Genomic DNA, 24662 nt, shown 5'->3' on the forward strand with positions numbered 1-24662 from the left:
TGGGTTAACAGGACATTGATATGAAAACCATCCAGGGCCCGGCCATTTTCCTGGCCCAGTTTCTCGGCGACGAGCCGCCGTTCGACTCGCTCGAGCACCTGGCGCAATGGGCGGCCGGCCTGGGTTACAAGGGCTTGCAGCTGCCGACGGCGCCGCGATTGTTCGATCTGGAACAAGCGGCCAATAGCCAGCAGTATTGCGACGACGTGAAAGCCTTGCTGGCGCGCCACGGTTTGCAAGTGACGGAATTGTCGACGCATTTGCAGGGCCAGCTGATCGCCGTGCATCCCGCCTACGACGCCCTGTTCGATGGCTTTGCGCCCGACCACGTGCGTGGCGACAGCGCGGCCCGTACGGCCTGGGCCACGCAGCAACTGCTGTGGGCGGCCACCGCCTCGCAGCGCCTGGGTTTGACGGCGCACGTGACGTTTTCCGGCGCGCTGGCCTGGCCGTATCTGTATCCATGGCCGCAGCGCCCGGCTGGCCTGGTGGAAACGGCATTTGCCGAGCTGGCCAAACGCTGGCTGCCCATCCTCGATGCGTTTGACGCGGCCGGCGTGGACGTCTGCTATGAATTGCATCCGGGCGAGGACTTGCACGACGGCGTGACCTTCGAGCGCTTCCTGGCCGCCGTCAACGACCACCCGCGCGCGTCGATTCTGTACGACCCCAGCCACTTCGTGCTGCAGCAGCTCGACTATCTGGCCTTCATCGACATTTATCATGCGCGCATCAAGGCCTTCCATGTGAAAGATGCGGAATTCCGGCCGAACGGGCGCCAGGGCGTGTATGGCGGCTATGCCGACTGGCAAGACCGCGCCGGGCGCTTCCGCTCGCTGGGCGACGGGCAGATCGACTTCAAGGCGATTTTCTCGAAGATGGCGCAGTACGACTTTCCCGGCTGGGCCGTGCTGGAATGGGAATGCTGTTTGAAACACCAGGAAGATGGCGCTGCAGAGGGCGCACGTTTCATCCGCGATCACATCATCCACGTGGCTGAACACGCATTTGACGATTTCGCGGGCAGTGCGGTTGACCAGGATCAAATTCATCACTTGCTTGGCTTGAAATAAGGAGACGACATGCAGCGACGCTTACGGCTGGGCATGGTAGGGGGCGGGCAGGGCGCATTCATCGGCGCCGTGCACCGCATCGCGGCGCGCATTGACGACCAGTACGAGTTGGTGGCGGGCGCCCTGTCGTCCGACCCGCAGCGCGCGCGTGACAGCGGCGCCGCGCTGCACCTGGCGCCCGAGCGCAGCTATTGCGATTACCGCGCCATGGCGCAGGCGGAGGCCGCCAGGACGGACGGCATCGAGGCCGTGGCCATCGTCACGCCGAATCACTTGCACGCGCCCGTCGCCACGGCGTTCCTGGAAGCGGGCATCCACGTGATCTGCGACAAGCCGCTGGGCATTTCTCTGGCGGAAGGGCAAAAGCTGGCGGCGCTGGCGCAACGCAAAAATGTGCTGTTTGCGCTCACGCATACCTACAGCGGCTACCCGCTGCTGCGCCACGCGAAAGCCATGGTCGAGGCGGGCGAGATCGGCGAGCTGCGCCTCGTGCAAGTCGAGTATTCGCAGGATTGGCTGGCTGATGCCATCGCGGCTGGCGGCATGAACGAGGGCAACTGGCATAACGACCCGCACAAGGCCGGTCCCGGCGGCACCCTGCTCGACGTGGGACTGCACGCCTACCACCTGGCGCAATTCGTCAGCGGACTGACGCCCCAATCCGTGCTGGCGGAACTGTCGACCTTTGTTCCGAATCGCACCCTGGACGACCACGTGCAGGTGATGCTGCGCTACGCCAATGGGGCAAAGGGTACTTTGTGGGCCAGCCAGGTGGCCACCGGTTGCGAAAACACGGTGCGCTTGCGCCTGTTCGGCAGCAAGGCGCAGCTCGATTTTGACCAGGAAAAACCAAATGAGCTGTGGTGTACGCCGCAGGGTGGCAACCGGCAACTGCTGCGTCCGGGCCGAGTCGACAGCGCCGCCGCGCGCCACGCCACGCGCGTGCCGGCCGGCCATCCGGAGGGGTATCTGGAAGCGTTCGCGCAGCTGTACCTGGACGCGGCCCTGGCCATCCGCGCCTTGCAATCGGGCTTGCCCATGCCCAAGGAAGCGAGCTGGCTGCCCACCGTCACCGATGGCGTGGCCGGCCTGGCCTTTGCGGAAGCCGTGCTGCGCAGCCATGCCAATGGCGCGAGCTGGACGACCCTGGCAAGCTGACTGTTACACTGGAGCCATGCGCTCCTTTACCATCACCATCCTTCCGCAAGGCTGGCAATTCCCGGCCGAAGCGGGCACGACCATCTTGGCCGCCGCCGAGCTGGCTGGCATCCGCCTGCTCAGTTCCTGCCGCAACGGCACTTGCCGCACCTGCCTCTGTCACATGCCCGAAGGAAAGATCCGCTACACGGTGGACTGGCCCGGCATTAGCCCCGATGAGCGGCTCGACGGCTACATCCTGCCCTGCGTGGCCGTGGCGGAAAGCGATCTCACCATCCAGGCGCGCGCCGTGCGCACGGGCGCTTGAATCAGGAGGACTTGCCGCCCTTGAGGCGCTGCAGCAGCGCGTCCACGCTGTCGCTGACGGGCAGGCCGTGGCGGCGCAGCAACTGCACGTGCAAGACGAGATTTTCCAGCACCAGCTTGGCCGCCACGGCCAGCAGGGCCAGGTTGCGGTCTTCCGGGCTGAAACTTTCCATCGCGTCGGCCATCTCGCACAGGTGGTTGGCGATCAGCCCGCGCAATTCCTGCTCGTCGAAGGGCAAGTCGGCAAAATCGATGGGATCGGCCACTTCCACTTCCTGCATCAGCACCGCTAGTTCTTCCGGGGTAATCGTCATGCCTGGCCTCCTTGTGTGCTTGCCGCTATTTTAATTGTATTGGCCGCAAAGCGGACTAGAATGAGTCGAGGCCGACGACGTCGAAGGGCAGCATGGCGCATCTGCATTTTACGCAACAACTGGCACGCTTCCTCGACGTCCCCACGCTCGAGGTGGCCGCGCCACGCCTGCGCGCGGCCTTGGATAGCGCGTTTGCGCAACAGCCGCGTCTGCGCGGCTACGTGCTCGACGAGCAGGGGGCTTTGCGTCCCAATGTGGTGATTTTCATCGACGGCGCCCGCTGCCGCGAGCGGCGCGTGCTCGACGATGCCTTGCGGCCCGACAGCCAGGTCTATATCTTGCAAGCACTTTCCGGAGGTTAAGTATGGCTCAACGCGCGTATCTCGGCACCCGCAAGGGGCTGTTCCAGTTCGATGTCGATGTGGCCGGCGCCTGGCAGCTGGCGCTGGTGCAGTTTGCTGGCGATCCCGTTTCCATGCTGCTGCACGATGGCCGCGACGGTACCCTGTACGCGGCCCTGAACCTGGGGCACTTCGGCGCCAAGCTGCACCGCCTCGACGCGGGCGCCAGCGCGTGGCAGGAAGTCGCTGTGCCCGCCTACCCCGCCAAGCCGGAAGACAGCACCGATAGCGTGGACTGGACTCTGCGGCAGATCTGGTCGCTGGCCGCTGGCGGCGCGGACCAGCCTGGCGTGCTGTGGGCAGGGACTTTACCTGGCGGCCTGTTCCGTTCCAGCGACCGCGGCGACAGCTGGCAGCTGGTGGAATCCTTGTGGAACGCGCCGCAGCGGGCGCAGTGGTTTGGCGGCGGCTATGACGTGCCCGGCATCCACAGCATTTGTGTCGACCCGCGCGACAGCCAAAAGGTGCTGGTCGGCGTGTCCTGCGGCGGCGTGTGGCAAACGCGCGATGGCGGTGCCAGCTGGAGCCTGAGCGCGACGGGCATGCGCGCCGACTACATGCCGCCCGAGCTCGATGAAAACGAAGCCGTGCAAGACCCGCATCGTATCGTGCGCAGCACCGGCACGCCGGACGCGCTGTGGTGCCAGCACCATAACGGCATCTGGCGTTCGGACGATGCCGGCTGGCACTGGCAGGAAGTCACCACGGCGCCGCTGTCGCATTTCGGCTTTGCCGTGGCCGTGCATCCGCGCGATGGCGACACGGCCTGGTTCGTGCCGGCGCAGGCGGATGTGCTGCGCATTCCCATCGATGGCGCGCTGGCCGTCACGCGCACGCGCGATGGCGGAAAAACGTTCGAGGTGTTGCGCGCGGGCTTGCCGCAGCAGCATTGCTACGACCTCATCTACCGCCACGGGCTGGCGCTGGCCGGCGACGGCCGAAGTTTATTGATGGCCTCAACGACAGGGGGCGCCTGGTATTCGGGCGACGAGGGCGAGCATTGGCAGACCATCTCCGCTCACTTGCCGCCCGTTTATGCCGTCTGTTTTGCCACGCCGTAGTAGCACAGGAAGATATCGACGGCCAGTTCCGTCACTTCGCGCCGGCGTGCCGGGCCCAGCAGAGGCTCACCCAGGGTGATCTGCGGCCAGAAGGCAAAGGTTTTTAAAGGCGACATCAAGAGGTGCGCCACTTCCACCGTCTCGCCCGCCTTGATGCGCCCGTCTTGCTGCGCCGCGCGGATCCAGATATACAGGCCCGTTTCCTTTTCATTCAGGCGCGCCACCATGGCTTGCGCCCGCTCGGGCGAGTGGATGGTTTCGCCAAAGATCACGCGCGCCAGGTCGATGAAGGCCGCGTCGCATAGCAAGCCCATTTTCTGCTCGACCAGGGCCAGCACTTGCGGGCGCAGGGGCTGGTCGGCAACATAGGGCACGGCGGGCTGGGCCATGCTGCTTTCCCACATGCGCTGCAGGATTTCCGCGAACAACTCGTCCTTGCTGGGGAAATGGTTGTACACGGTGCGCTTGGAAACGGCGGCCGTGGCGGCGATCCTGTCCATGCTGGTCGCATCAAAACCGTGGTCGCGGAACTCGGCGATGGCGGCATCGACGATGGCGACGCGCTTGCGGTCGGTGAGGCGTTGCGGTGCGGCCATGGCTGAAAATCTCCTTTGAAAACAATATTTTACACCTCCTGGTTTACTTTGCTAGAAATAGGAACTACACTGTGTAGTGTAATTTAATCCTTGTACATTCCTTGCCGGGCCACATATGCACTTGCACCGAGCCGCACGTCGTCTCTTCTTTCTGGGAGTCCTGATCATCATGAGTTCTTGCACCCTGCGCGCCGCGCCTGCCGCGCCCTCTGAATCCCCACAACGCCACGAAGGCAAGTTCCGCAATCCTGTGGAAATGTACAAATTGGGTACGGCAGCGACGCTCAAGCTGCTGTGGACTTTTGTCTTTGATAAACCGGACAGCACGGTGCCGGCCGCTACCGTGCCCGTGCAAGCCTTGAGCCGGGCGCAGCTGCTGGCCGCGCCCGATAACAGTCTGTTTCGCCTCGGCCACTCGACCCTGCTGTTGAAACTGAACAATGAATTCTTCCTCACGGATCCCGTGTTTTCCGAACGCGCCTCGCCGGTGCAGTGGGCCGGACCGAAGCGCTTTCACCAGCCGCCCATCAGCATCGCCGACTTGCCGCCGATCAAGGCTGTCATCCTGTCGCATAACCATTACGACCACCTCGACTATGCTGCCGTGCTGCAACTGGCCGCCAAGACGGAACATTTTGTTGCGCCACTGGGCGTGGGCGACACCTTGGTCGAATGGGGCGTGCCGAAGGACAAGGTACAGCAATTCGACTGGTGGCAAGGCACGACGATTGCCGGCGTGAAACTCGTTGCCACGCCATCGCAGCATTTCTCGGGGCGCGGCTTGTTTGACGGCAATCAAACCCTGTGGGCCTCGTGGGTGATCGACGCGCCCGAGGTGCGCGTGTTTTTCAGCGGCGACTCCGGCTATTTCGATGGCTTCAAGCAGATCGGCGACAAGTACGGCCCGTTCGACGTGACCATGATCGAGACGGGTGCCTACGACAAGCTGTGGCCGGACGTGCACATGCAGCCGGAACAGACCTTGCAAGCCCACCTGGACTTGCGTGGCAAGTGGCTCATGCCCGTGCACAACGGCACCTTTGACCTGGGGCTGCACGCCTGGCATGAACCGTTCGACCGCATCACGGGGCTGGCGGCCAAGCAGGGCGTGAACCTGGCCACGCCGCAGATGGGCGAGGCGGTCGACCTGGCGCAGCCGAAAAAAGGTGAAAAATGGTGGCTGGCGATGCTGGAAGAAGAAATGGGCCGGTAATTTACGCCGTCACGTCGATCAGGCGTCCCAGGGTCTGGCCATAGCCGTTCAGCTGGGGCGTGCTTTTCGGCGCGGCGGGGATGGCTTGTTGCGGCACGGCCACCTTGATCGCCTGATCCAGCTGCGGCGCCTTGATGGCGGTGGGGGCGTCGGCCTGCGCTTGCTGGCTGCTGCGCTGCGTCTGGCTCAGCGATTCCTGTTCCCGCGCCAGCAACTGGCGGCTTTGCGCCAGCTGTTCACTGTCGCGCTGTACCTGGTTCTGGCCTTGCTCGACCCGGCGCTGCGCCGTGGCCAGCGAGGCTTGCAAGTTGTTGACAGACGTTAGCGTGACCACATTGTTCACCTTTGAAAGTATGTCCAGGCGTGTACAGAAAAGAGGGGAGTCCAGGAAGATGTGCTGCACCAGACGTAACATGTCTGGCGGTAACCTTTACCTGAATCAAGAGTAGGACAAATTCTCGCACAGTTCCAGTAAATATGTTTTCTTGATAATGCTATCGCGTGCGCCCTGTGTTGTCGACACGGCATGCCAAAGGTGAGCCAGTGATTGTCGAAGTGAGCACATGCTGTCGCCTTCGAGCATTGTTTATCAGCCATTGGCGCTGCAGTGCCATAGAGAGGCACAAGTGCTCACATATAAAACGTTGCTTTTTAGATAGTCAATGTATTGTTGTTTTTATACCATGTCTGCGCACGCTAATGCGCGGCCTGTTTGGCGCTCTGGGCTATAATTGACGGTCAGAGTTGGTTTCTTTTGCCATACAGACAGGTAGTTAACATGAATCTCAAGAGCCTCGCAATTGCCCTCGGCATGTCGAAAACGACGGTCAGCAGGGCGTTGAACGGCTATCCGGAAGTCAATTCCCGCACCCGTGAAATCGTCCTGGCCGCCGCCAAGAAAGTCGGCTACCGGCCCAACCCGCTCGCGCGCAGCCTGGCCGTCGGCCGCACCAATGTGCTGGGCATGATCTATCCCCTGCTGCCCAGCGACCTGGGCGACAGCGTCTTTCTTTCCGTGGTCAATGGCATGTCCGACGCCGTCGAAGCGTCGAAGATGAGTTTGATCATCGCTCCCGTGTCGCCGCAGAATGAACAGCCGTCATATGAAAACATGGTGCGCGGGCGCCAGGTCGATGGCCTGGTGGTGGGGCGCACCAAGGTGGTCGACGAGCGCATCGCCTATCTGACGAAAGTCGGCTTTCCTTTTGTCGCGAATGGCCGCACGCGCATCGACGCGCCGTATGCGTATTTTGACTACGACAACGACACGGGCATCGACCTGGCCGTGTCCTTCCTGGCGGCGCATGGCCACCAGCGCATCGCGTTGTTGAGCGCGCCGCTGGCGCTGCATTTTGCCTATGAGCGGAAGGAAAGTTTTATCCGCTGCATGGCGCAAGCGGGCTTGCCGGTCGATCCCGCCTATCTGCTCGACAACACTTTTGATCGCCGCAGCGGCTACCAGGCCATGCAGCAATTGCTGGCCTGCTCGCCCCGCCCGACTGCCGTCATCGTCGACAACCACTTGTCCGGCGTCGGCGTAGTGCGCGCGCTGATGGATGCGGGCATCGAGATCGGTAAGGAAATCTCCGTCATCGTCTGGGGCAATGTGGAAGACACCTTGATTGGCATCAACGTCACCACCATCGACCAGCCAGACCTGCGCCGCGCCGGCGCCAAGATGGTTGAAATGCTGCAATCGCTGCTGGCCGGCACGCCGCCGGAACGGCTGCAGGAGATATGGCAACCGGTGCTGCTGCCGGGGGCGACGGTGGGTCGCTGCGCGGATTGAGTAAGCATGCGTTGCAAGTCCGGAACTCGTCCCGGACTTGGTTCTACAGTATCTAATGCTATCTCTTACGCTGTTTTCTCTGCATCTTCCGTAGGCAAATGCATCAGGACGGTAGCCTTCAATTGTTCTGCATGGGTGTACAGATCGTCTAGGCTGGCAATTGGAAACTTTTCCTCTTCCCTCTTTTGATTGAACAGGCCAACGGCAAGTTTTTCAGTATTGTTGAAGCGTAGGCGGCAAACTGGCTTACGATTATTGTCGTCTAACAAGATCGCACAGTAACTCTGCGAATCACGCATGACTATGCGGCGCGAACTGACAACACCGCGCAGTATCGCGCGGATGATGTGCAATCCTTCGATCTCTTCTGGTGTCGTGATGATCGGGTTTTCAACGATACCCTCAGGAGGAATGACTGGTACCAGTTCTTGTGCCGGCGATGATTCCGGCGTCATTGCGCCCTTGAGGCGATCATTGATGCGCTCCCCCAATAATTGCTCAAATGCCCGTTTAGTAATGACGGTAAATTGATCTTTGACAGCGGGTGTAAAGCGCTTCCCTCCGAGTAAATCTGATGACAGTATTTTTACAAATTCTTCGGAGGGATTGAGTGTCCATTCTGCCAGACGATTCTGGATAGCACGCGTATATTTTAGATCGTTCGCTGTCGTCAATATGGTATCGACGTCGAATTGAGATTTTGCAAATTTCTTGAGTTCATCCACATCACGCTCTTTGAAGTCCAGAATATTAAACTCAAAGAAGGGTTTTTCATCCATCTTGTTGGGTTGCTCAAGATCGGTGAAGAATTTATAGGTAAGCCCATTTGTCAACACACCGAATCGTGCTGCAGTGACATGGAAATATCTGAACAACTGCCCAGCATGATTGATGCTCAGGTCTCCACCACTTTTCTTGCATTCGAAGAGAATAATTGGCTTGCCATCACTGAGAATGGCGTAATCGACTTTTTCTCCCTTTTTTGTACCGACGTCGGCAATTAATTCTGGTGTCACTTCCGTGGGATCGAATACGTTGTAGCCCAAAATCTGGATGAAAGGCATGATCATCGCGTTTTTTGTGGCTTCCTCCGTCTGGATAATATCCTTGGTCGCTGCGATTCGGGAGGCAAGTGCTCTGAGTTGGTCGATTAAATCCATTGCTTTTCCTATGGCGTGGGTAGAAATTCGTAAACGTACTCGTCCCTGTTGAAAATACAGAATGAACGAATAAGTTTTGCACGAATTTCATCTGTGTGGCAATGAAAATCGAATTTTCTGGAAAAGCAAATTCTGAGAAAAAATATAAAAATTACTTCCGATAACTTAAAGAAAACAATTTTTATTGAAAAATGTATATATTTTAATATCTAAAATTGATGCCGTTACGTGGGTTATTTTCATTGGTGAAGGCAATCAAATGCTCGATGAGCCGCTCTTTATTGCCAGACAGGCTTAGCTTCCAATCCAGTTCATTGATCTCATGCGGTACCGGGTCGCGGCTTGACTGAAGCAGCGCGATTGCCCGGGTGACCCAGTGCTTGGTCATGTGATAGTAAGTGACTGATTTTTATGAGGAATGTGATGTTGTCGTTTTTCTGGTGTGATAAAGATGTGCAGGCTTGAATAAAAATGCGCTATGCCGGCAGAGTGTACTGCTGCTGGCATAGCGCATTACGAATCAAGCGCTGTAGCTTAGAGTCTTAGGCCGCGTGTTTTGTTCCGTCAGCCAGTACCGCCAATAATCTCGCCTTATCCTGGCGATACGTGGCGACGGCCGCTTCCTTGACGTGGCCGAAGCCGCGGATTTTCTCGGGCAGGGTCGCCAGTTCCACGCAGGTGGACAGGTTCTCGGCCGTCAGGTTGACCAGCATGCCGGCCAGCAGTTCGCGGTATTCGACGATGAGGGCGCGTTCCATCTTGCGCTCGTTTGTATAACCGAAGATGTCGAAGGTGCCGCCGCGCAAGCCCTTGGCTTTGGCCAGCAGCTTGAAGGCGCGCCACATCCAGGAACCGAACTCCGCTTTTACGAGGTGACCCTTGGCATCTTTCTTGGCGAACAGCGGTGGCGCCAGGTTGAATTTGACGGAGAAATTCCCTTCGAACTGCTGCTGCAATTGCTCCACGAAACGGCCATCCGTGTACAAACGCGCCACTTCGTATTCGTCCTTGTAGGCGAGCAATTTGAAATAGCTTTTCGCCACGGCCGTCGACAATTTCTGTCCCAGTCCCAGGGTGTTTTCGCGGTCGCGCACCTGTTTCACCAAAGTGGAATAACCATCCGCATACGCGGCGTTCTGGTAGGCCGTGAGGAACTCCACGCGCTTCTTGATGACGCTATCGAGGCTTTGCGGCATTTGCACGATGATCGCTTGCGACGGCGTGGCGATCTGCGTCACCTTGCGCACGTCGACGGCGGCGCGGCGGCCCCACAGGAAACTTTTCTTGTTCGACTCGATGCCCACGCCATTGAGTTCAATGGCGCGCAGCAAGGCCGCTTCCGTCAGCGGGATGCGGCCTTTTTGCCAGGCGTAGCCGAGCATGAACAGGTTGGCGGCGATCGAGTCGCCCATCAGCGCGGTGGCTAATTTTGTGGCGTCGATGAAGTCGGCCGCGTCCGCGCCGCCGACGGATTCCTCGATCAGCTGGCGCACTTCCGCCGTCGGATATTGCCAGTCGGCATTCTGCGCAAACGTGCCCGGCGGCTGCTCGTGCAGGTTGACGACGGCCAGACTGCGGCCCGGACGCATTTTCGACACGGCATCCTGCGCGCCGGCCGTCAGCATGTCGCAGCCCAGGATCAGGTCCGCTTCGCCCGTGGCGATGCGCTGTGCGCGGATGTGCGCCGGGGAGCGCGCGATTTTCACGTGCGAGGTGACGGAACCATTCTTTTGCGACATGCCCGTCATGTCCAGCACGGACGCGCCCTTGCCTTCCAGGTGGGCCGCCATGCCCATCAGGGCGCCGACGGTGATGACACCCGTGCCGCCGATGCCGTTGATGAGGATGTTGTACGGCGCGTCGCAGGCGGGCAGTACCGGTTCCGGCAAGGGGCCGAAGTTGTCCGTCTCGCCCGCTTTGCTGGCACCCGTCTTGGTCTTCTTCAGGCTGCCGCCTTCGACCGTGACGAAGCTGGGGCAAAAACCCTTGGCGCACGAGTAATCCTTGTTGCATGAGGATTGGTCGATGGTGCGCTTGCGGCCAAATTCCGTTTCCTTCGGCAAGATCGACACGCAGTTCGACTGCACGCCGCAGTCGCCGCAGCCTTCGCAGACGGCGTCGTTGATGACCATGCGTTTGGCCACGTCCGGATACTCGCCCTTTTTGCGGCGCCGGCGTTTCTCGGCGGCACAGGTCTGGTCGTAGATCAGCACGGACACGCCGGCTACTTCGCGCAATTCGCGCTGCACGGCATCCATGTCCTTGCGGTCATGCAAGGTTACGTGGGCGGGCAGGTTGCTGCGGTCGCTGTAGCGCGATAAATCTTCCGTCACCAGCGCGATGCGGGCGATGCCTTCGGCCGCCACCTGCTGCGCCATCATCGGCACGGTGATGAGGCCGTCCACGGGCTGGCCGCCCGTCATGGCGACGGCGTCGTTGTACAGGATCTTGTAGGTGATGTTGACCTTGGCCGCCTGCGCGGCGCGGATGGCCAGGTACCCTGAATGGAAATACGTGCCGTCGCCCAGATTCTGGAACACGTGCGGCAGTTCGGAAAACGCGGCCTGGCCTATCCACGGCGCGCCTTCGCCGCCCATGTGCGTGGTCAGCTTGTTCATTTCCGGGTAGATCGACGTGGCCATCACGTGGCAGCCGATGCCGGCCAGCGCCAGGCTGCCGTCGGGGACTTTGGTCGAGGTGTTGTGCGGGCAGCCGGAGCAGTAAAACGCGGGACGGAACGGCGTGTTCACGGCTTTCTTTAATACCGCATCCTTGGCGTCGAGGAAACTGAGTCGAGCCTTGATCAGGTCGCAGGTGACGGGGTCGGAAATCAGGCGCGCGATGCGGCTGGCGATGACACGCGCCACTTGCGAGACGGAAAAGTCCGCCTTCGAGGTGAGCAGCCATTCGCCGCGCGGCGCCACCCATTCGCCCTTTTCGTCGAATTTGCCGATGACTCTAGGGCGCACGTCGTCGCGCCAGTTGTAGAGTTGTTCTTTCAACTGGTACTCGACGATTTGCCGCTTCTCTTCTACCACGAGGATTTCATCGAGGCCTTGCGCGAATTCGCGCACGCTGTCCGGTTCCAGCGGCCACGGCATGGCCACCTTGAACAGCCGCATGCCGACGTCGGCCGCCATTTGCTCATCGATGCCCAGTTCTTCCAGCGCTTCGAGCACGTCCAGATACGATTTGCCGGACGCGATGATGCCCAGCTTGGCGTTCGGGCTGTCGATGGTGGTGTGGTTGAGCTTGTTTTCGCGCGCGTAGGCCAGGGCTGCATAGATCTTGTAGTCCTGCATCAGCGCTTCCTGGTTGCGCGCCTGCTGGCCCAGCGGGATGCTCGACAGGCGCGCGTTCAGGCCGCCTTCGGGCATGATGAAATCCTGCGGAATCTTCACTTCCACGCGGAACGGATCGGCATCGATGGAGGCCGACGATTCGACCGTGTCGGCCAGGGCCTTGAAGGCCACGGTGCAGCCGGAAAAGCGCGACATGGCCCAGCCGTGGATGCCGAGGTCCAGGTATTCCTGCACATTGCACGGATACAGGACGGGAATCATCGAGGCGGAGAACAAATGGTCGGACTGGTGCGGCAGGGTCGACGAATACGCGCCATGGTCGTCGCCGGCCACCAGCAGCACGCCGCCCAGTTTCGACGTTCCCGCATGGTTCATGTGCTTGAAGACATCGCCGCAGCGGTCCACGCCCGGACCCTTGCCGTACCACATGGCGAATACGCCGTCATACTTGGCCGGGCCGATCAGGTCGACTTGCTGCGAACCCCAGACGGCCGTGGCGGCCAGGTCTTCATTGACGCCGGGCACGAACTGCACGTGGTGCGCTTCCAGCTGTTTCTTGGCTTTCCACAGGTTCTCGTCGAGGCCGCCCAGGGGCGAGCCCCGGTAGCCGGAGATGAAGCCAGCCGTGTTGAGGCCAGCGGCCTGGTCGCGCAGGCGCTGCATCATCGGCAGGCGCACGAGGGCCTGGATGCCGGACAGGAAGATGGCGCCGGAAGTGGCTGTGTATTTGTCGTCGAGGCTGACGGTGGTCAAACGGGAAGGTTCAAGCGGTGTAGATGGCGCGGCACCGGCGTTTCTAACGAACGCTGCGGAGCCGTTTTCCGTGGTCACGGACATGGCTGTCTCCAAAAGGGTGTTTCAGATGACGGCTGTACAAGGGGCGCGCCCGGTAAGGCGCGCGCTGTGCAGACGGGATGGCCGCGTGTGGGCGGCATATAACTATTTTAAATTTAAAATAGTTAATGTGGTCAGTGTAGAACGAGTCAGGGGAGGGGGCAAATACGCTTTGCCGATGGGGGTATAAGAAATACTTATGCCATGGGCGAGAGCACGTTTGCCCCCACCCAGCGCCCGCTGCCGCACAGCTCGGCGGCCACTTGCAGCACGAGGTTTTTCACGGCGTTGCCTGCATTCGTCAGCGGGATATTTTTCGAGGCGCACAGGGCCACCGTACGCGACAGGACGGGGCTGTGGATGGCGTAGCTGCGCATGGCGCCGCTGTCCAGCTCGGCCAGCATGGGCGCGGCCGGCAGGATGGTGGCGCCCATGCCGGCCAGGATGGCCGATTTCAGGATGGCGATCGAGTTGATCTCGATCACGTTCGCCGTTTCCAGGCCCAGTTCGCGCGCGCGGCTGTCGATGCGTGGGCGCACGCCATGCTGCAGGCCCGGCAGGATCAGGGTGGCGCTCAGGGCTTGCTGGAACGACACGGCATGGCCGGCGGGCGCGAACGGCGAATCGCTGCGGCAGATAAAACGCATCTCTTCTTCCACCAGCGGGCTGCAGGAAAACGGCGTCAGCTGGCCATCGTCGAACAGCACGGCCAGGTTGATGCGGCCCGATTTGAGCTGTTCATTGAGGTTGCCCGTGATTTCTTCCGTCAGTTGCAGGGTGATTTCGGGATAGCGTTCGCGCGCGGCCAGCAGCAGGGGCAGGGCCAGGGCGCCGGAAATGCTGTGCGGCAAGCCCAGGGTGACATTGCCGGACGGCCGCGTGGCGCTTTGCGTGACGGCCGAGCGGGCGTCGGCCACCTGTTTCAGGATCGCCTGCGCATGTTCGTAAAACACCTTGCCCGCGTCCGTGCTGAGCACGCCCTGGGCCGAGCGGTGCAACAGCTGCACGCCCAGTTCCTCTTCCAGCTGGCGCAGCTGCTGCGTCAGGGCCGGCTGCGCCACGTGCAGGACCAGGGCCGCGCGCGACAGCGAGCCGTGGTCGACGATGGCAACAAAGTAGCGTAATTGGCGCAGTTCCATGGGGTTCAAGAGCGGTGCGTTGAGGATGCGTTGAGCGGAAAAAACCGGGTGTTGCGCCACGGCGCCGAACGCGGCCAGCAGAATAACAATTTTGTTATACTCATTCTAGCGCCTTCGGTGCTCCAGCCGCGTATTTGTGGGATGACAGCATGCTCAAGAAAGTTGATTCGTCTCAATTAAAAGTGGGCATGTACATTCATGACCTCAGCTGCGACTGGATGACGCATCCCTTCGTGCGCAACCGTTTCCTGTTGCGCAGCGACGATGAGATCCGCAAGATCGTGCAGGCCGGCATCCACGACGTGGTGATCGACAGTGGCAAGGGCCTCGACGTGCAGGACGCGCCCACCGTGGCGCAGGCGCGCGCCGAGACGGAACGCGAACTGGTGCAGATCGCCGCGGCGCCGCAAGTGGTCACGCGCGTGTCGCTGGGCATGGAGCTGGCGCGCGCCACGCAGGTGCGGCGGCAGGCGGCCAGCCTGGTGCGCACGGTGATGGCCGACGTGCGCCTGGGCAAGGCGGTCGAGCTCGACCGCGTGCAGCACACGGTGCAAGACATCACGGAATCGATCCTGCGCAATCCTGGCGCCCTCGTCGGCTTGTTGCGCATCAAGAGCAAGGATGACTACACCTTTTTGCATTCCGTCAGCGTGTGTGCGCTGCTGGTGGCGTTTTGCCGCTCGCGCGGCATCGATGCGGCCACCACGCACCAGGCCGGCCTCGGTGGCTTGCTGCACGACACAGGCAAGGCTCTGGTGCCCGACAGCGTGCTGAACAAGCCCGGTCCCTTGACGCCGGAAGAATTTGCCCTGATCAAGCGCCATCCGCGCGACGGCTACGATATCCTGTGCCAGTCGCCCGAGCTGGGCGCGATTCCCCTCGACATCGCCTTGCACCACCACGAACGGCGCGACGGCAGCGGCTATCCCGACCAGCTGGCCGGCGACGCCATCAGCGAACTGGCGCAGATGGCCGCCATCGTCGACGTGTATGACGCGCTGACGTCGGACCGCAGCTATCACAAGGGCATCCCCGCCGCCGAAGCCCTGCGCAAGATCTATGAATGGAGCAAATTCCATTTCAATCCCGTGTTCGCGCAGGATTTCATGCGCTGCGTGGGCATCTATCCGGTCGGCACCATGGTGATGCTGGAATCGGGCCGCCTGGCCGTCGTTGTCGAGGCACACGAAAGCAATCTGCTGGCGCCGAAGGTGAATGTGTTTTTCAGTACGAAGAGCAAGACCTACATCAAGCCGGAAACGGTCGACCTGTCGCGCGGCTTCGGTTTCGGCGGCGCCGACAAGATCGTCGGCCATGAGTCGGCCGCCAAGTGGCAGGTCGATCCCATGCGTTTTTTATCGCTGGCGGATGCCTAGAAGAATTCTGCCGTATCGTTCGAGGTAATGGTGGTTAACAGACCTTTGGACACCAGCTCGTCATAGTGGCAGGCCAGGTTGCGGCCATGGCTTTTCGCGTAATACAGGGCCTGGTCGGCGCGGCCGAGGATGATGACGGGCGCCTCGTAGGCGTTGATGCTGACGAAGCCCACGCTGACGGTCACTCTGCCCACTTGCGGGAAGTCGTGCGCTTCGACGTTGGTGCGGAAGCGGTCGATGATTTTCTGCGCATTGTCCAGGGTGATCGAGCGCAGCAGCACGACGAATTCCTCGCCGCCGAAGCGGAAGATGCGGTCTTGCGAGCGGAACGACGATTGCAGCTGGTTGGCGATGAGGATCAGCACTTCATCGCCATACAGGTGGCCAAATTTATCGTTGACCAGTTTGAAATGGTCGACGTCGATGACGGCCAGCCATTGCCGTTCCGTGTCCGTATGGTGGCGCCGTTCTTCATCGACGGGACGCGGCTTCTCCGCTTCCGTGTCGCCGCGGCTTTGCAGGATTTTCGCCAGCTGGTCGTCGAAGGTCTTGCGGTTCAACAAGCCGGTGAGCGAATCGCGTTCGCTGTAGTCGAGCAGGTTCTGGAAATTGCGGTACACGCTGACGATGCCGCCGATCACCTGGATGGTGGCGCCCGTGTACGGCGTGGGGTTGGTGATTTCCAGGCAGGTGGTGACCTGGTCGCCGATCCAGATGGGCAGCCACAGCAGGTGGCGGCCGTCGGCGCACAAGGTGTCGGCGCTTGCTTCATGGCGCTTGATGCAGGCGGCCAGCGCCGGGTAATCCGACAGCGGTTCGCCCGCCAGGGTAGGGTCGTTATGCTCTTCCATGCGGGCCACGCTGCCCGCCACGATGATGGCCCGCGACCGCACGAACACCTGGCCACGCACGGTGGTCAGGGCCAGCACACGGGTCTGCGACGCGGCAGCGAGTTCCTGGACCGCCGAGATCACGGAGATGTCGAGCATCGTGTGGTCGCGGTGCCCGGTCATGTCCACCATGTGTTTCAGTAGGGAATCCATTGTCGATCTCTGGAAAGTAGTCACACAAGTGTCGTCATACCAGCATTGCATCAAGCAAGAGCATGTTCGCGTCCGTCTACAAGAAGCCAAGATTTATTTGGTGGCATGACGCTCTGTACCGCCGGGCGAGAGGCCTTTCCAAAGAAGAGCTAAGCAGGATAATGTCTTTTTGCCTAATAGGCAATTAACGTATGCAATATTTCATGTAAATACATGAGATTCATGCACTGCATTGCAAAAAACTTGCCCTGACGCAGGCTTTCAATCCGGATCGCAACATTTGTTTGCGCCAGCCGCCATTTCACCAGAGTTTGATAATTTCCATGTGGAAACTTGTGGCGCGTCAATTTGCCAAAACGTGGACGCTTTATAGTCAATGTAATGGCGCAGAAATTTACGGCAGGAAACATATTAGCAGGAAAGGGCAATGTTTCACACCCGATTGCGCCAGGGACTTGTGATTCACTTTTGGGAGCTTGTCATGCATACCTTCCTGTCGGCAGTACAGCAGTTTGTCAAGGATGAGGATGGCATTACGGCAATCGAATACGGCCTGATTGCGGCGTTGATGGCTACCGCCATCACGGCCGGTTTCTTGCTGATCAAGACCAACTTGCTGGCCGTCCTCACCGACATTTCGTCGAACCTGGTGTTGACGCCCTAAGCGGGTGCCCGCTGCTGGCCGGCCGGCAGCGGGTTTTTTTCGGGAGGTATGCCATGCCTGCAACTGCCTTGTGCGATTTGCTGTTGCTGTGCTTCGTGACGGGGGCCGCCGTCAGTGATTTGATCCGCCGCAAGATTCCGAATTGGCTGGTGTTGTCCGGCATCCTCGCCGGCCTGGTCGTGCACCTGTGGCTGTGGCCGCAAAACGTGCTGCCGCTGTGGCTGGGCGGCATGGCGACGGGCTTTTTCCTCTTTTTACCCTTGTACGTGCTGCGCGGCATGGCCGCCGGCGACGTCAAGCTGATCGCCATGGCGGGCGCCTTTGCCGGTCCTTGGCCCGTGCTGCAGATCTGTTTCGCCACGTTTGTCCTGGGCGGCCTGATGGCCGTGCTGATGATCACGTACCAGGGCAAGTGGCGCGCCTGCCTGGTCAATCTGCGCCAGCTGCTGTGGCCGATGATCGCGCGCATGGCCGGCATTCCCCTGGCGCCTAACGCACTGGGCAGTGGCGCCAGCGTGGGCAACATGCCGTACGGACTGGCCATTGCCTTGGGCTGCCTGCTGGTGCAAGGGCGGCATTATTTCTGATTGGTATTCATTGCTCTGAATCAATGGGCAGCTATGCCCGCTCGCTAGAATGAATTCTGTTCAATGCAGTCCTAACCGGCTAGGAGACGCAGCATGACCGAGGTCGACTATTCCCTGAGCACCGACAGCACGCCGCGCCCTGCCGATGCGAACCTGATGCCGCCCTTGCCGCCGCAGCCGAAGAGCTTGCGTGAAACGGGACTCGAGCGGCCGCTGGTCGTCGAACTGATCGCCAAGCTGATGTTTGTGGGCGGCAAGACGCATTTGTCCGCACTGACGACGCGCTTGCGTCTGTCGATCAATGTCTTGCGTGAAGTGCTCGATTTCATGGTGACCGAGCAGATGGCCGAAGTGGCCTGGCGCGGCGAATCCGATATCGATGTGCAGTACCAGCTGACGGGCGCCGGCAAGCAGCGCGCCAGCGCTTTTCTTGAGCGCTGCGCATATATCGGCGCCGCGCCCGTCACCCTGGAAGCGTACCGCGCCATGGTGGCGCGCCAGTCGTGGCAGGCGCAGGAACAGCGCGTCGGCAGCGACGACCTGGCGGCCGTGCTCGGTGGCGCCCATGCGGGGCCGGGCATGCTCGACGTGGTCGGTGCTGCCCTGCATTCGGGACGCTCGCTGCTGCTGTACGGTCCGCCCGGCAGCGGCAAGTCGACCCTGGCGCTGCAGTTGGGCCAATTGCTGCACGGCCTCGTCGCCGTGCCGCACGCCATCGTCGTCGGCCAGGACATCATCCAGTTGTACGATCCGGCCCAGCACCTGCCGCCCGCGCCGCAGCACATCAGCCATGCGCGCCAGGCGCTGGAGCGGCGCAGCACGGATATCCGCTGGGTGCTGTGCCAGCGTCCCGTGATCCACGTGGGTGCCGAGCTCGACGCCGGCATGCTGGAGCTGCGCCATGACGCCAGCGGCGGCTGCTACCAGGCGCCGCCCCATGTGCGGGCGAACAATGGCATGCTGATCATCGACGACCTGGGCCGCCAGCGCCTGGGCGCCCCCGAATTGCTGACGCGGCTGATGCAGCCGCTGGCGCGCGGCAGCGATCAGCTGGGTCTGCCCGGCGGGGTGCAGATCAGCGTGCCGTTCGACAATGCCCTCGTGCTGGCCACGAATGTGCCGCCGGGCGAGCTGTTTGACGCCGCCTTGCTGCGCCGCATCGGCTACAAGGTGCAGGTGGGGCCGCTGGCCGAGAACGCCTATCGCGCCCTGTTCCGCCAGCAATGCCGGCTGGCCGGCATGGCCATCGACGAACTGGCCGTCAATCACCTGCTGCAGCTGCATGGCGCGCAGGGACGGCCCTTGCTGGCCAGCTATCCGCAGGAATTGCTGGCGCGCATAGGCGACTTCGCCGGCTTTGCCGGCTGCGAGCCGCGCCTGACGCTGGCCGCCCTGGAGCAGGCCTGGGGCAGCCTGTTTGCCAGCTGCGACATGCCGGCCGCCAGCCTGTGCGAGCGTATCGCATGAAAAACCGGCGCGCCCTCCTGATGATGGGCCTGGCGGTCGTGCTGGGTCTGCTGGCCGTGCTGCTGGCCTCGCACTGGCTGCTGCGCCAGACGCCGGCCGGCAAGGGCAAGATCGTCGTCGCCGCCAGCGATGTCAACCTGGGCCAGCGCCTGACGCCCGAGATGCTGCGCCTGGCTGTATGGCCGGCGGAAAGCTTGCCGCAGGGCGCGCTGCAAGACCCGGCAAAGCTGGCGGGACGGGTGCTGAAAACCAGCGTGCTGCGCGGCGAGCCGCTGAGCGAAGCCAAGCTGGCGCCGGCCGGCACCCTGGGCGGCCTGTCGGCGCTGATCACGGAAGGGCGGCGCGCCATCACCGTGCGCGTCAACGATGTGATCGGCGTGGCCGGCTTCGCCTTGCCGGGCAACTATGTCGACATCATCGTGAGCACCCAGCAAGATGCCGGCGACCGCGCCTTTCCGCAAAGCCGCAACATTTCCAAGATCGTGCTCGAACGCATCCTGGTGCTGGCCGTGGCGCAGGAAGTGGGGCGCGACGAGACCAAGCCGCGCGTGGTCAATGCGGTGACCCTGGAAGTGACGCCGGAGCAGGCGGAAAACCTGGACCTGGCGCGCAGCGTGGGCAGCCTGTCGCTGGTGCTGCGCAACCAGGTCGACCCGCAGCCGGGCGTGACGGTGGGCGCCACCAAGCTGACCCTGCTGGGCGGACCGCACGAAGCTGACGAACCTGTTCCTGCCGCCGCACCCGTGCTGGCCGCAGCGCCGCGCGCGGTACGCGTGGCGAAGGCGCCGCCGGAAGCGACGCGCCAGTGCAGCGGCGTCATCGACGGGACGCGCCAGTCGCGCGAATGTTTTTAGCCAACCATGGACACGCTCATGAACCGCGCCCTGTTGATACTGTTCTGCCTGCTGTCGCCGCTGGCCGGCGCGGCGGCCGATTCTGGTCCGCGCTGCGGCGGTGAAGCGGCCTCGCCCGGCAATTTGCAGCTGCAGGTGGGCAAGTCGAGCATGCTGCGCCTGCCTGAAGCCGTGCAGCAGCGCAGCGTCGGCAACCCGGCCGTGGTGCAAGCCATGCTGGTCGCGCCCGACACCTTGTATGTGGTCGGCGTCGAGGTGGGCAGCACGAACATGATCATCCAGGGCCGAAGCGGCGTGTGCAGCGTGGTGAACGTCAGCGTCAGCATGGACCCGGCCGGCTTGCAAGCGACTCTGGCGGCCCTGATGCCGGAAGAAAAAGCCATCCGCGTCACGGCCGTGGCCGACACCCTGGTGCTGTCGGGCACGGTGCAGGATGCGGGCGCCGTGCTGCGCGCCGTCGAGCTGGCGCACGCGTATGTGCGCCGCGCTACAGTGCCGCTGGCGCTGCCCAAGCCTGTCGATGGCGCCGCCATGCCCCTCGCCGCCACGGCGCCCGGTGGCGGCGCGGGCGGCGCGAACAGCCGCATCATCAACATGCTCGACGTCAGCGCGCCGCAGCAGGTGATGCTGGCCGTGCAGATCGCCGAAGTGTCGAAGTCGCTGCTGGAACGGCTGGAAGTGGGCGCCACCCTGCGCTTCGCTTCCGGCAGCTGGGCCACCACCTTGCTGTCGAATTTCCTCAGTGGCACGGCCAATGGTTTGCTCGACGTACGCAAGTCGAATGGCCGCCAGCAACTGACCATCGAGGCGCAGAAACAGGATGGCCTGGTGCGCATTCTGGCCGAGCCGACGGTGATGGCGATCAGCGGGCAGGAGGGCAGTTTTCTGGCGGGCGGCAAGATCTTCATTCCCGTCGGCCAGGACAACAACAAGATCACCCTGGAAGAGCGCGAATACGGCGTCGGCCTGCGTTTTACGCCGACCGTGCTGTCGGGCGGGCGCATCAATTTGAAGGTGGCGCCGGAAGTGTCGGAACTGTCGCGCGAGGGCGTGGGCATTTCCGCCGCCGGCGTCAGCGGACGTTCTATTTTGCCCGTCATCACCACGCGGCGCGCCTCGACCACGGTGCAGCTGTACGACGGCCAGAGCTACGCGATCGGCGGCCTCATCAAGAACAACCAGGTGAGCAACATCACGGGCGTGCCCTGGCTCAGCGAACTGCCTATCCTCGGCGCGCTGTTTCGCAGCACGGATTTCCAGAATGACCGCACGGAATTGCTGTTCGTCATTACCGCGCATCTGGTGAAACCCTTGCCGGCCGACGCCGTGCTGCCGACGGCGCAGCTGGCGCCGCCTTCGCGCATGGACTTGATGTTGGGCGGCAAGATGGAAGGCACGCTGGCGCCGCCGTCCGTGCCGCCGTCGGTACCACCACCGCGCGCGGCCAACGGTTTCGAGTTGAAATGAGATGGGGAGATACGCCATGTCGAACGCGTTCCTGACATCGCTGCGGCACTTGGCCGCCCTGGCCCTGGCCTTGCAGCTGGCCGCCTGCGCGCACGGCAGCACGCCGCAGCTGGACCGGCGTTTCGGCGACGCCGTGCGCCTGTCCATGGCGCAGCAGGTGCGCGATCCGGCCAGCGCCGGCAATCGCACGCCGGCCGATGGCCTTGACGGACCCAGCGCGCACGCCGTCATGCAGCGCTACCGCGCGTCGTTTGCCGAACCGAATGCCCAGGCGCCGCAGCCGGTGCAATTCATGCTGGGAGGCGGCAGTGGCAAATAGACGCCAGCGCCAGCGCGGGGCGATGCTGATCGCCTTTTCCATCCTGCTCATCGTGGTGCTGGGCTTTATCGGCCTGGCGCTTGATGTGGGGCAAGTCATCGGCCGCAAGACGGAACTGCAGAACCTGGCCGACAATGCGGCGATGGCGGCCGCCGCGGAACTGGTGGGCACGCCCGAGGGCTTGCTCGCTGCCGTGGAAAAAGCCAAGGGCAGTGCGGCCGACCGCAGCGCATGGCGGCGCCGCATGCAGGGCGCCATCCTGTCGGACGCCAGCATCCGCTTCGCCAGTACCCCCGACGCGCCCGCCAGCGGGTGGCATGCGGCGGGCGCCGTGCCCGACGCCGCCACGGCGCTGTTCGTGCGCGTCGATACGCAGGCCAATACCCCCTCGCTGGGGCGGGTGGCGACCGCGTTTCTCGGCGCTTGGTCGCCGGCGCTGCGCACCCTGGACACGGGCGCGCGCGCCGTGGCCGGGCGCACCAGCTTGCACCTGATGCCGCTGGCCGTCTGCGCGCTGTCGGCCAGCGCGGCCAGTCCGCGCACGAATGCGGCGCTGCTGCCGGCGATCGAGTTGCTGGAATATGGCTTTCGCCGCGGCGTGGCGTATAACCTGTTGAAACTCAATCCGCATGGCGCCACGGCCGAACATTTCGTGCTCAATCCCCTGGGCCAGCCGGGCGTGGTGGGAGTGTCGCAGCAGGTCGGCGAAGCGAGCGTGCTGCCGTTTGTCTGCAGCGGCACGGTGCAGTATCCGCGCATCGGCAGCGCCCAGGTGCACGTGCACCGGCCGTTTCCCGCCGCGCTGTGGACGGCCTTCAATGCGCGCTTCAACCAGCATGCGGGCAGCGGTTGCCATGCCGTCACGGCGCCGCCCGACACGAATATCCGCGCCTATCCAAATACGGCCGTGAGCTGGTGGATGACCAACGCGCCCGATGCGCCGAGCGCCCTGAGCACGGGCAATCCGCTGCTGTCCGTGGCCGATCCGGAATCGAACGCGACGCCGCCCGCCGTCGGCAGTTACGGGCCGCTGTGGTCGTTTTCCAGGGCGGCCAGGTACAGCAACCCGAAGCCGGCCGGCGGTTATCTGCCGTTTGCCACCAGCGACTGGCCCAAGCTGTATCCGGCCAGCCCGGCCGCGCCAGCCGCCAAGTCCGGCTACCCTGCCACGCCGCCCTACCAGACGCTGGGCTTCCAGACGGCGCCGACCGGCAACACGGGCGTGGCGCAGCGCCGCCTGCTGCACATCCCCCTGCTGGCCTGCCCCGTGCCGGCCGGCGGCGACGTGCTGGCGCAGATGCGCGGCATCGGCCGCTTCTTCATGACGGCGCCGGCCAGCAATGGCGTATTGAGCGCCGAATTTGCCGGCCTGGTGGAAGAGGGCACGCTGGCCGGTCCCGCGGAGCTGCTGCGATGAAGCCGCCCTGCCGCGCCGCGCGCCGCCAGGGCGGCGTCGCCGCCATCGAGCTGGCGCTGATCCTGCTGTTTTTCATGGCGCTGCTGCCCTTCGTGCTGCTGTTCGGCCGCGCGCTGCTGGTGTACACGGCGCTGCAAAAAAGCGCGCACGATGCGGCGCGCTACATGGCGACCATGCCGTTGCCGCAGATGGGCAAGTTCGACACGGCGAGCCTGGGCGCCGCGCTGGCGCGGGAGATGGTGGCCGAGGCGATGGCGGAAAGCTGGCCGGGCATCAATCCCGCATGGGTCAATGTGGATTGCGTGTACGCCGACGATTCCTATGCCTGCGGCAGCTACGCCACGGCGCCGCTGCAGGTGCGCATCAAGGTCACCGCCGACATGCCGGTGGATTTCCTGCCTGCGCTGACCCGCAAGTGGCTGCCGCAACTGGCGCCGATTCCCTTGCGCGCCAACGCGACCTTGCGCTATGTGCATTGACCCGCACCTTCGCCGGCAGCGTCAGCGCGGCGTCTTCGCCGTCGAATTCGCCATGCTGGCGCTGCTGTTCTTCCTGTTCCTGTTCGCCATGCTGGAAATGGCGCGCGCCGTGTACGTGTGGAACATGGTGCATGAGATTACCCGGCGCGCGGCGCGCGCCGCCGCCGTCACTGATTTCAGCAATGCCGGCGCCTTGCAGGCCGTGCGCACGCAAGCCGTGCTGCGCGCCACGCCGGGCACGCTGCCGCTGGGTGACGGCATCGGCGACGCGCATGTGCGCATCGATTATTTGTCGGAAAGCGCGGGCGGCGTCGCGCTGGCGGCCGTGCCGGTGACGGTGCTGCCGGGGTGCCCGCAGCGCAACCGCATCAATTGCCTGGACGATCCGCATGGCGCCAGCTGCATCCGCTTCGTGCGCGCGCGCCTGTGCCAGCCCGGCGACGGCGCGCGCTGCGAGCGTGTGCCCTACCGGCCCGTGCTGCCGCTGCTGGGGATGATGTTTCCCTCCGGTGCAGGCGCCATACGTTTGCCCAGCGGGACCACCATGGCGGTGGCCGAGTCGCTGGGCTATCCGGACAATCCCGGCTTTTGTCCATGAGCGCCAAGCCGCCGGCGCAGCCGAATGTAGTGCATTGAATGAAGG

General features: G+C 62.7%; 25 protein-coding genes. 17 read left to right on the forward strand and 8 right to left on the reverse strand.

The annotated features are described in order from the left end of the window. Window positions 1–20 precede the first annotated feature (20 nt). The 3 genes from KO539_RS13990 to KO539_RS14000 are packed head-to-tail and all read left to right on the forward strand — an operon-like array spanning window position 21 to window position 2538. On the forward strand, window positions 21–1073 hold the full coding sequence (locus KO539_RS13990; protein ID WP_219310223.1) for a sugar phosphate isomerase/epimerase: 1053 nt from the start codon (window positions 21–23) through the stop codon (window positions 1071–1073). 9 nt (window positions 1074–1082) lie between these two features. Beyond that, window positions 1083–2231: a Gfo/Idh/MocA family protein gene (locus KO539_RS13995; protein ID WP_225243055.1), complete on the forward strand. Its 1149-nt coding sequence runs from the start codon at window positions 1083–1085 to the stop codon at window positions 2229–2231. Between the two features lie 16 nt (window positions 2232–2247). Next, the gene (locus tag KO539_RS14000) at window positions 2248–2538 is read left to right on the forward strand and encodes a 2Fe-2S iron-sulfur cluster-binding protein (protein ID WP_219310225.1); all 291 of its coding nucleotides are present in this window, start codon (window positions 2248–2250) and stop codon (window positions 2536–2538) included. A gap of 1 nt (window position 2539) precedes the next feature. Here KO539_RS14000 and KO539_RS14005 read toward each other — a convergent pair whose 3' ends face one another. Continuing rightward, window positions 2540–2851, reverse strand: coding sequence for a hypothetical protein (locus tag KO539_RS14005; RefSeq protein WP_035823702.1), 312 nt, complete (start codon window positions 2849–2851; stop codon window positions 2540–2542). A 92-nt stretch (window positions 2852–2943) separates the two neighbouring features. Between KO539_RS14005 and KO539_RS14010 the strand changes: the two genes are divergently transcribed. Next, the gene (locus tag KO539_RS14010) at window positions 2944–3213 is read left to right on the forward strand and encodes a MoaD/ThiS family protein (RefSeq protein ID WP_219310226.1); all 270 of its coding nucleotides are present in this window, start codon (window positions 2944–2946) and stop codon (window positions 3211–3213) included. 2 nt (window positions 3214–3215) lie between these two features. Next, complete coding sequence (locus KO539_RS14015; protein WP_219310228.1) at window positions 3216–4313, forward strand: exo-alpha-sialidase; 1098 nt, start codon at window positions 3216–3218, stop codon at window positions 4311–4313. On the opposite strand, the gene KO539_RS14020 is transcribed toward KO539_RS14015, so the two are convergent. Beyond that, window positions 4286–4909 carry a TetR/AcrR family transcriptional regulator gene (locus KO539_RS14020; RefSeq protein WP_219310231.1) on the reverse strand — a complete coding sequence of 208 codons (624 nt, stop codon included), beginning with the start codon at window positions 4907–4909 and terminating at the stop codon, window positions 4286–4288. The genes KO539_RS14015 and KO539_RS14020 overlap by 28 nt on opposite strands. Before the next feature lie 169 nt (window positions 4910–5078). On the opposite strand from KO539_RS14020, the gene KO539_RS14025 reads away from it, so the two are divergent. Beyond that, window positions 5079–6122 carry an MBL fold metallo-hydrolase gene (locus KO539_RS14025; RefSeq protein ID WP_219310233.1) on the forward strand — a complete coding sequence of 348 codons (1044 nt, stop codon included), beginning with the start codon at window positions 5079–5081 and terminating at the stop codon, window positions 6120–6122. 1 nt (window position 6123) lies between these two features. Here KO539_RS14025 and KO539_RS14030 read toward each other — a convergent pair whose 3' ends face one another. Next, complete coding sequence (locus KO539_RS14030; RefSeq protein ID WP_035828508.1) at window positions 6124–6456, reverse strand: hypothetical protein; 333 nt, start codon at window positions 6454–6456, stop codon at window positions 6124–6126. A 444-nt stretch (window positions 6457–6900) separates the two neighbouring features. On the opposite strand from KO539_RS14030, the gene KO539_RS14035 reads away from it, so the two are divergent. Further along, on the forward strand, window positions 6901–7911 hold the full coding sequence (locus KO539_RS14035) for a substrate-binding domain-containing protein (protein WP_035823717.1): 1011 nt from the start codon (window positions 6901–6903) through the stop codon (window positions 7909–7911). 65 nt (window positions 7912–7976) lie between these two features. On the opposite strand, the gene KO539_RS14040 is transcribed toward KO539_RS14035, so the two are convergent. The 4 genes from KO539_RS14040 to KO539_RS14055 form a co-directional block, all read right to left on the reverse strand. After that, a complete protein-coding gene (locus KO539_RS14040) occupies window positions 7977–9071 on the reverse strand; it encodes a type I restriction endonuclease (protein ID WP_219310235.1) in 1095 nt (364 codons plus the stop codon). Window positions 9072–9273: 202 nt separating this feature from the next. Then, window positions 9274–9459: a hypothetical protein gene (locus KO539_RS14045; protein ID WP_219310237.1), complete on the reverse strand. Its 186-nt coding sequence runs from the start codon at window positions 9457–9459 to the stop codon at window positions 9274–9276. A 154-nt stretch (window positions 9460–9613) separates the two neighbouring features. Next, window positions 9614–13210: an indolepyruvate ferredoxin oxidoreductase family protein gene (locus KO539_RS14050; protein WP_219310239.1), complete on the reverse strand. Its 3597-nt coding sequence runs from the start codon at window positions 13208–13210 to the stop codon at window positions 9614–9616. Window positions 13211–13404: 194 nt separating this feature from the next. Then, window positions 13405–14346 carry a LysR substrate-binding domain-containing protein gene (locus tag KO539_RS14055; protein ID WP_219310241.1) on the reverse strand — a complete coding sequence of 314 codons (942 nt, stop codon included), beginning with the start codon at window positions 14344–14346 and terminating at the stop codon, window positions 13405–13407. Between the two features lie 149 nt (window positions 14347–14495). Between KO539_RS14055 and KO539_RS14060 the strand changes: the two genes are divergently transcribed. Beyond that, window positions 14496–15722, forward strand: a complete 1227-nt coding sequence (locus tag KO539_RS14060) for an HD-GYP domain-containing protein (RefSeq protein WP_219310243.1) — start codon at window positions 14496–14498, stop codon at window positions 15720–15722. Here the strand turns inward: KO539_RS14060 and KO539_RS14065 are convergent. Next, window positions 15719–16765, reverse strand: a complete 1047-nt coding sequence (locus tag KO539_RS14065) for a GGDEF domain-containing protein (protein WP_219310244.1) — start codon at window positions 16763–16765, stop codon at window positions 15719–15721. The two genes, KO539_RS14060 and KO539_RS14065, sit on opposite strands and share 4 nt — an antisense overlap. Window positions 16766–17246: 481 nt before the next feature. On the opposite strand from KO539_RS14065, the gene KO539_RS14070 reads away from it, so the two are divergent. From KO539_RS14070 to KO539_RS14110, 9 genes are all read left to right on the forward strand, one after another. Beyond that, window positions 17247–17429, forward strand: a complete 183-nt coding sequence (locus KO539_RS14070; protein ID WP_034752975.1) for a Flp family type IVb pilin — start codon at window positions 17247–17249, stop codon at window positions 17427–17429. 53 nt (window positions 17430–17482) lie between these two features. Further along, the gene (locus KO539_RS14075) at window positions 17483–18016 is read left to right on the forward strand and encodes a prepilin peptidase (RefSeq protein ID WP_219310245.1); all 534 of its coding nucleotides are present in this window, start codon (window positions 17483–17485) and stop codon (window positions 18014–18016) included. Window positions 18017–18109: 93 nt separating this feature from the next. Continuing rightward, window positions 18110–19483 (forward strand): ATP-binding protein, encoded by a 1374-nt coding sequence (locus KO539_RS14080; RefSeq protein ID WP_219310246.1) that lies wholly within the window; start codon window positions 18110–18112, stop codon window positions 19481–19483. Next, on the forward strand, window positions 19480–20337 hold the full coding sequence (cpaB, locus tag KO539_RS14085) for a Flp pilus assembly protein CpaB (protein WP_219310248.1): 858 nt from the start codon (window positions 19480–19482) through the stop codon (window positions 20335–20337). Before KO539_RS14080 ends, cpaB begins: the two co-directional genes overlap by 4 nt. 18 nt (window positions 20338–20355) lie before the next feature. Then, the gene (locus tag KO539_RS14090) at window positions 20356–21804 is read left to right on the forward strand and encodes a type II and III secretion system protein family protein (RefSeq protein ID WP_219310250.1); all 1449 of its coding nucleotides are present in this window, start codon (window positions 20356–20358) and stop codon (window positions 21802–21804) included. A gap of 16 nt (window positions 21805–21820) precedes the next feature. Beyond that, window positions 21821–22123, forward strand: a complete 303-nt coding sequence (locus KO539_RS14095; RefSeq protein WP_219310252.1) for a hypothetical protein — start codon at window positions 21821–21823, stop codon at window positions 22121–22123. Continuing rightward, window positions 22113–23540: a pilus assembly protein TadG-related protein gene (locus KO539_RS14100; RefSeq protein WP_219310254.1), complete on the forward strand. Its 1428-nt coding sequence runs from the start codon at window positions 22113–22115 to the stop codon at window positions 23538–23540. The genes KO539_RS14095 and KO539_RS14100 overlap by 11 nt, the downstream gene beginning before the upstream one ends. Then, window positions 23537–24019, forward strand: coding sequence for a TadE/TadG family type IV pilus assembly protein (locus KO539_RS14105; protein WP_219310256.1), 483 nt, complete (start codon window positions 23537–23539; stop codon window positions 24017–24019). Before KO539_RS14100 ends, KO539_RS14105 begins: the two co-directional genes overlap by 4 nt. Beyond that, window positions 24009–24617, forward strand: coding sequence for a TadE/TadG family type IV pilus assembly protein (locus KO539_RS14110; RefSeq protein WP_219310258.1), 609 nt, complete (start codon window positions 24009–24011; stop codon window positions 24615–24617). Before KO539_RS14105 ends, KO539_RS14110 begins: the two co-directional genes overlap by 11 nt. The last annotated feature ends 45 nt before the right edge of the window (window positions 24618–24662 follow it).

Source organism: Janthinobacterium sp. NKUCC06_STL (genome assembly GCF_019345455.1).
GTDB lineage: Bacteria > Pseudomonadota > Gammaproteobacteria > Burkholderiales > Burkholderiaceae_D > Janthinobacterium > Janthinobacterium rivuli.

Coding starts and splice junctions, on each gene's coding strand:
- KO539_RS13990 (WP_219310223.1), top strand. CDS start 21: ATGAAAACCATCCAGGGCCCGGCCATTTTCCTGGCCCAGTTTCTCGGC.
- KO539_RS13995 (WP_225243055.1), top strand. CDS start 1,083: ATGCAGCGACGCTTACGGCTGGGCATGGTAGGGGGCGGGCAGGGCGCA.
- KO539_RS14000 (WP_219310225.1), top strand. CDS start 2,248: ATGCGCTCCTTTACCATCACCATCCTTCCGCAAGGCTGGCAATTCCCG.
- KO539_RS14005 (WP_035823702.1), bottom strand. CDS start 2,851: ATGACGATTACCCCGGAAGAACTAGCGGTGCTGATGCAGGAAGTGGAA.
- KO539_RS14010 (WP_219310226.1), top strand. CDS start 2,944: ATGGCGCATCTGCATTTTACGCAACAACTGGCACGCTTCCTCGACGTC.
- KO539_RS14015 (WP_219310228.1), top strand. CDS start 3,216: ATGGCTCAACGCGCGTATCTCGGCACCCGCAAGGGGCTGTTCCAGTTC.
- KO539_RS14020 (WP_219310231.1), bottom strand. CDS start 4,909: ATGGCCGCACCGCAACGCCTCACCGACCGCAAGCGCGTCGCCATCGTC.
- KO539_RS14025 (WP_219310233.1), top strand. CDS start 5,079: ATGAGTTCTTGCACCCTGCGCGCCGCGCCTGCCGCGCCCTCTGAATCC.
- KO539_RS14035 (WP_035823717.1), top strand. CDS start 6,901: ATGAATCTCAAGAGCCTCGCAATTGCCCTCGGCATGTCGAAAACGACG.
- KO539_RS14040 (WP_219310235.1), bottom strand. CDS start 9,071: ATGGATTTAATCGACCAACTCAGAGCACTTGCCTCCCGAATCGCAGCG.
- KO539_RS14045 (WP_219310237.1), bottom strand. CDS start 9,459: ATGACCAAGCACTGGGTCACCCGGGCAATCGCGCTGCTTCAGTCAAGC.
- KO539_RS14050 (WP_219310239.1), bottom strand. CDS start 13,210: ATGTCCGTGACCACGGAAAACGGCTCCGCAGCGTTCGTTAGAAACGCC.
- KO539_RS14055 (WP_219310241.1), bottom strand. CDS start 14,346: ATGGAACTGCGCCAATTACGCTACTTTGTTGCCATCGTCGACCACGGC.
- KO539_RS14060 (WP_219310243.1), top strand. CDS start 14,496: ATGCTCAAGAAAGTTGATTCGTCTCAATTAAAAGTGGGCATGTACATT.
- KO539_RS14065 (WP_219310244.1), bottom strand. CDS start 16,765: ATGGATTCCCTACTGAAACACATGGTGGACATGACCGGGCACCGCGAC.
- KO539_RS14070 (WP_034752975.1), top strand. CDS start 17,247: ATGCATACCTTCCTGTCGGCAGTACAGCAGTTTGTCAAGGATGAGGAT.
- KO539_RS14075 (WP_219310245.1), top strand. CDS start 17,483: ATGCCTGCAACTGCCTTGTGCGATTTGCTGTTGCTGTGCTTCGTGACG.
- KO539_RS14080 (WP_219310246.1), top strand. CDS start 18,110: ATGACCGAGGTCGACTATTCCCTGAGCACCGACAGCACGCCGCGCCCT.
- cpaB (WP_219310248.1), top strand. CDS start 19,480: ATGAAAAACCGGCGCGCCCTCCTGATGATGGGCCTGGCGGTCGTGCTG.
- KO539_RS14090 (WP_219310250.1), top strand. CDS start 20,356: ATGAACCGCGCCCTGTTGATACTGTTCTGCCTGCTGTCGCCGCTGGCC.
- KO539_RS14095 (WP_219310252.1), top strand. CDS start 21,821: ATGTCGAACGCGTTCCTGACATCGCTGCGGCACTTGGCCGCCCTGGCC.
- KO539_RS14105 (WP_219310256.1), top strand. CDS start 23,537: ATGAAGCCGCCCTGCCGCGCCGCGCGCCGCCAGGGCGGCGTCGCCGCC.
- KO539_RS14110 (WP_219310258.1), top strand. CDS start 24,009: ATGTGCATTGACCCGCACCTTCGCCGGCAGCGTCAGCGCGGCGTCTTC.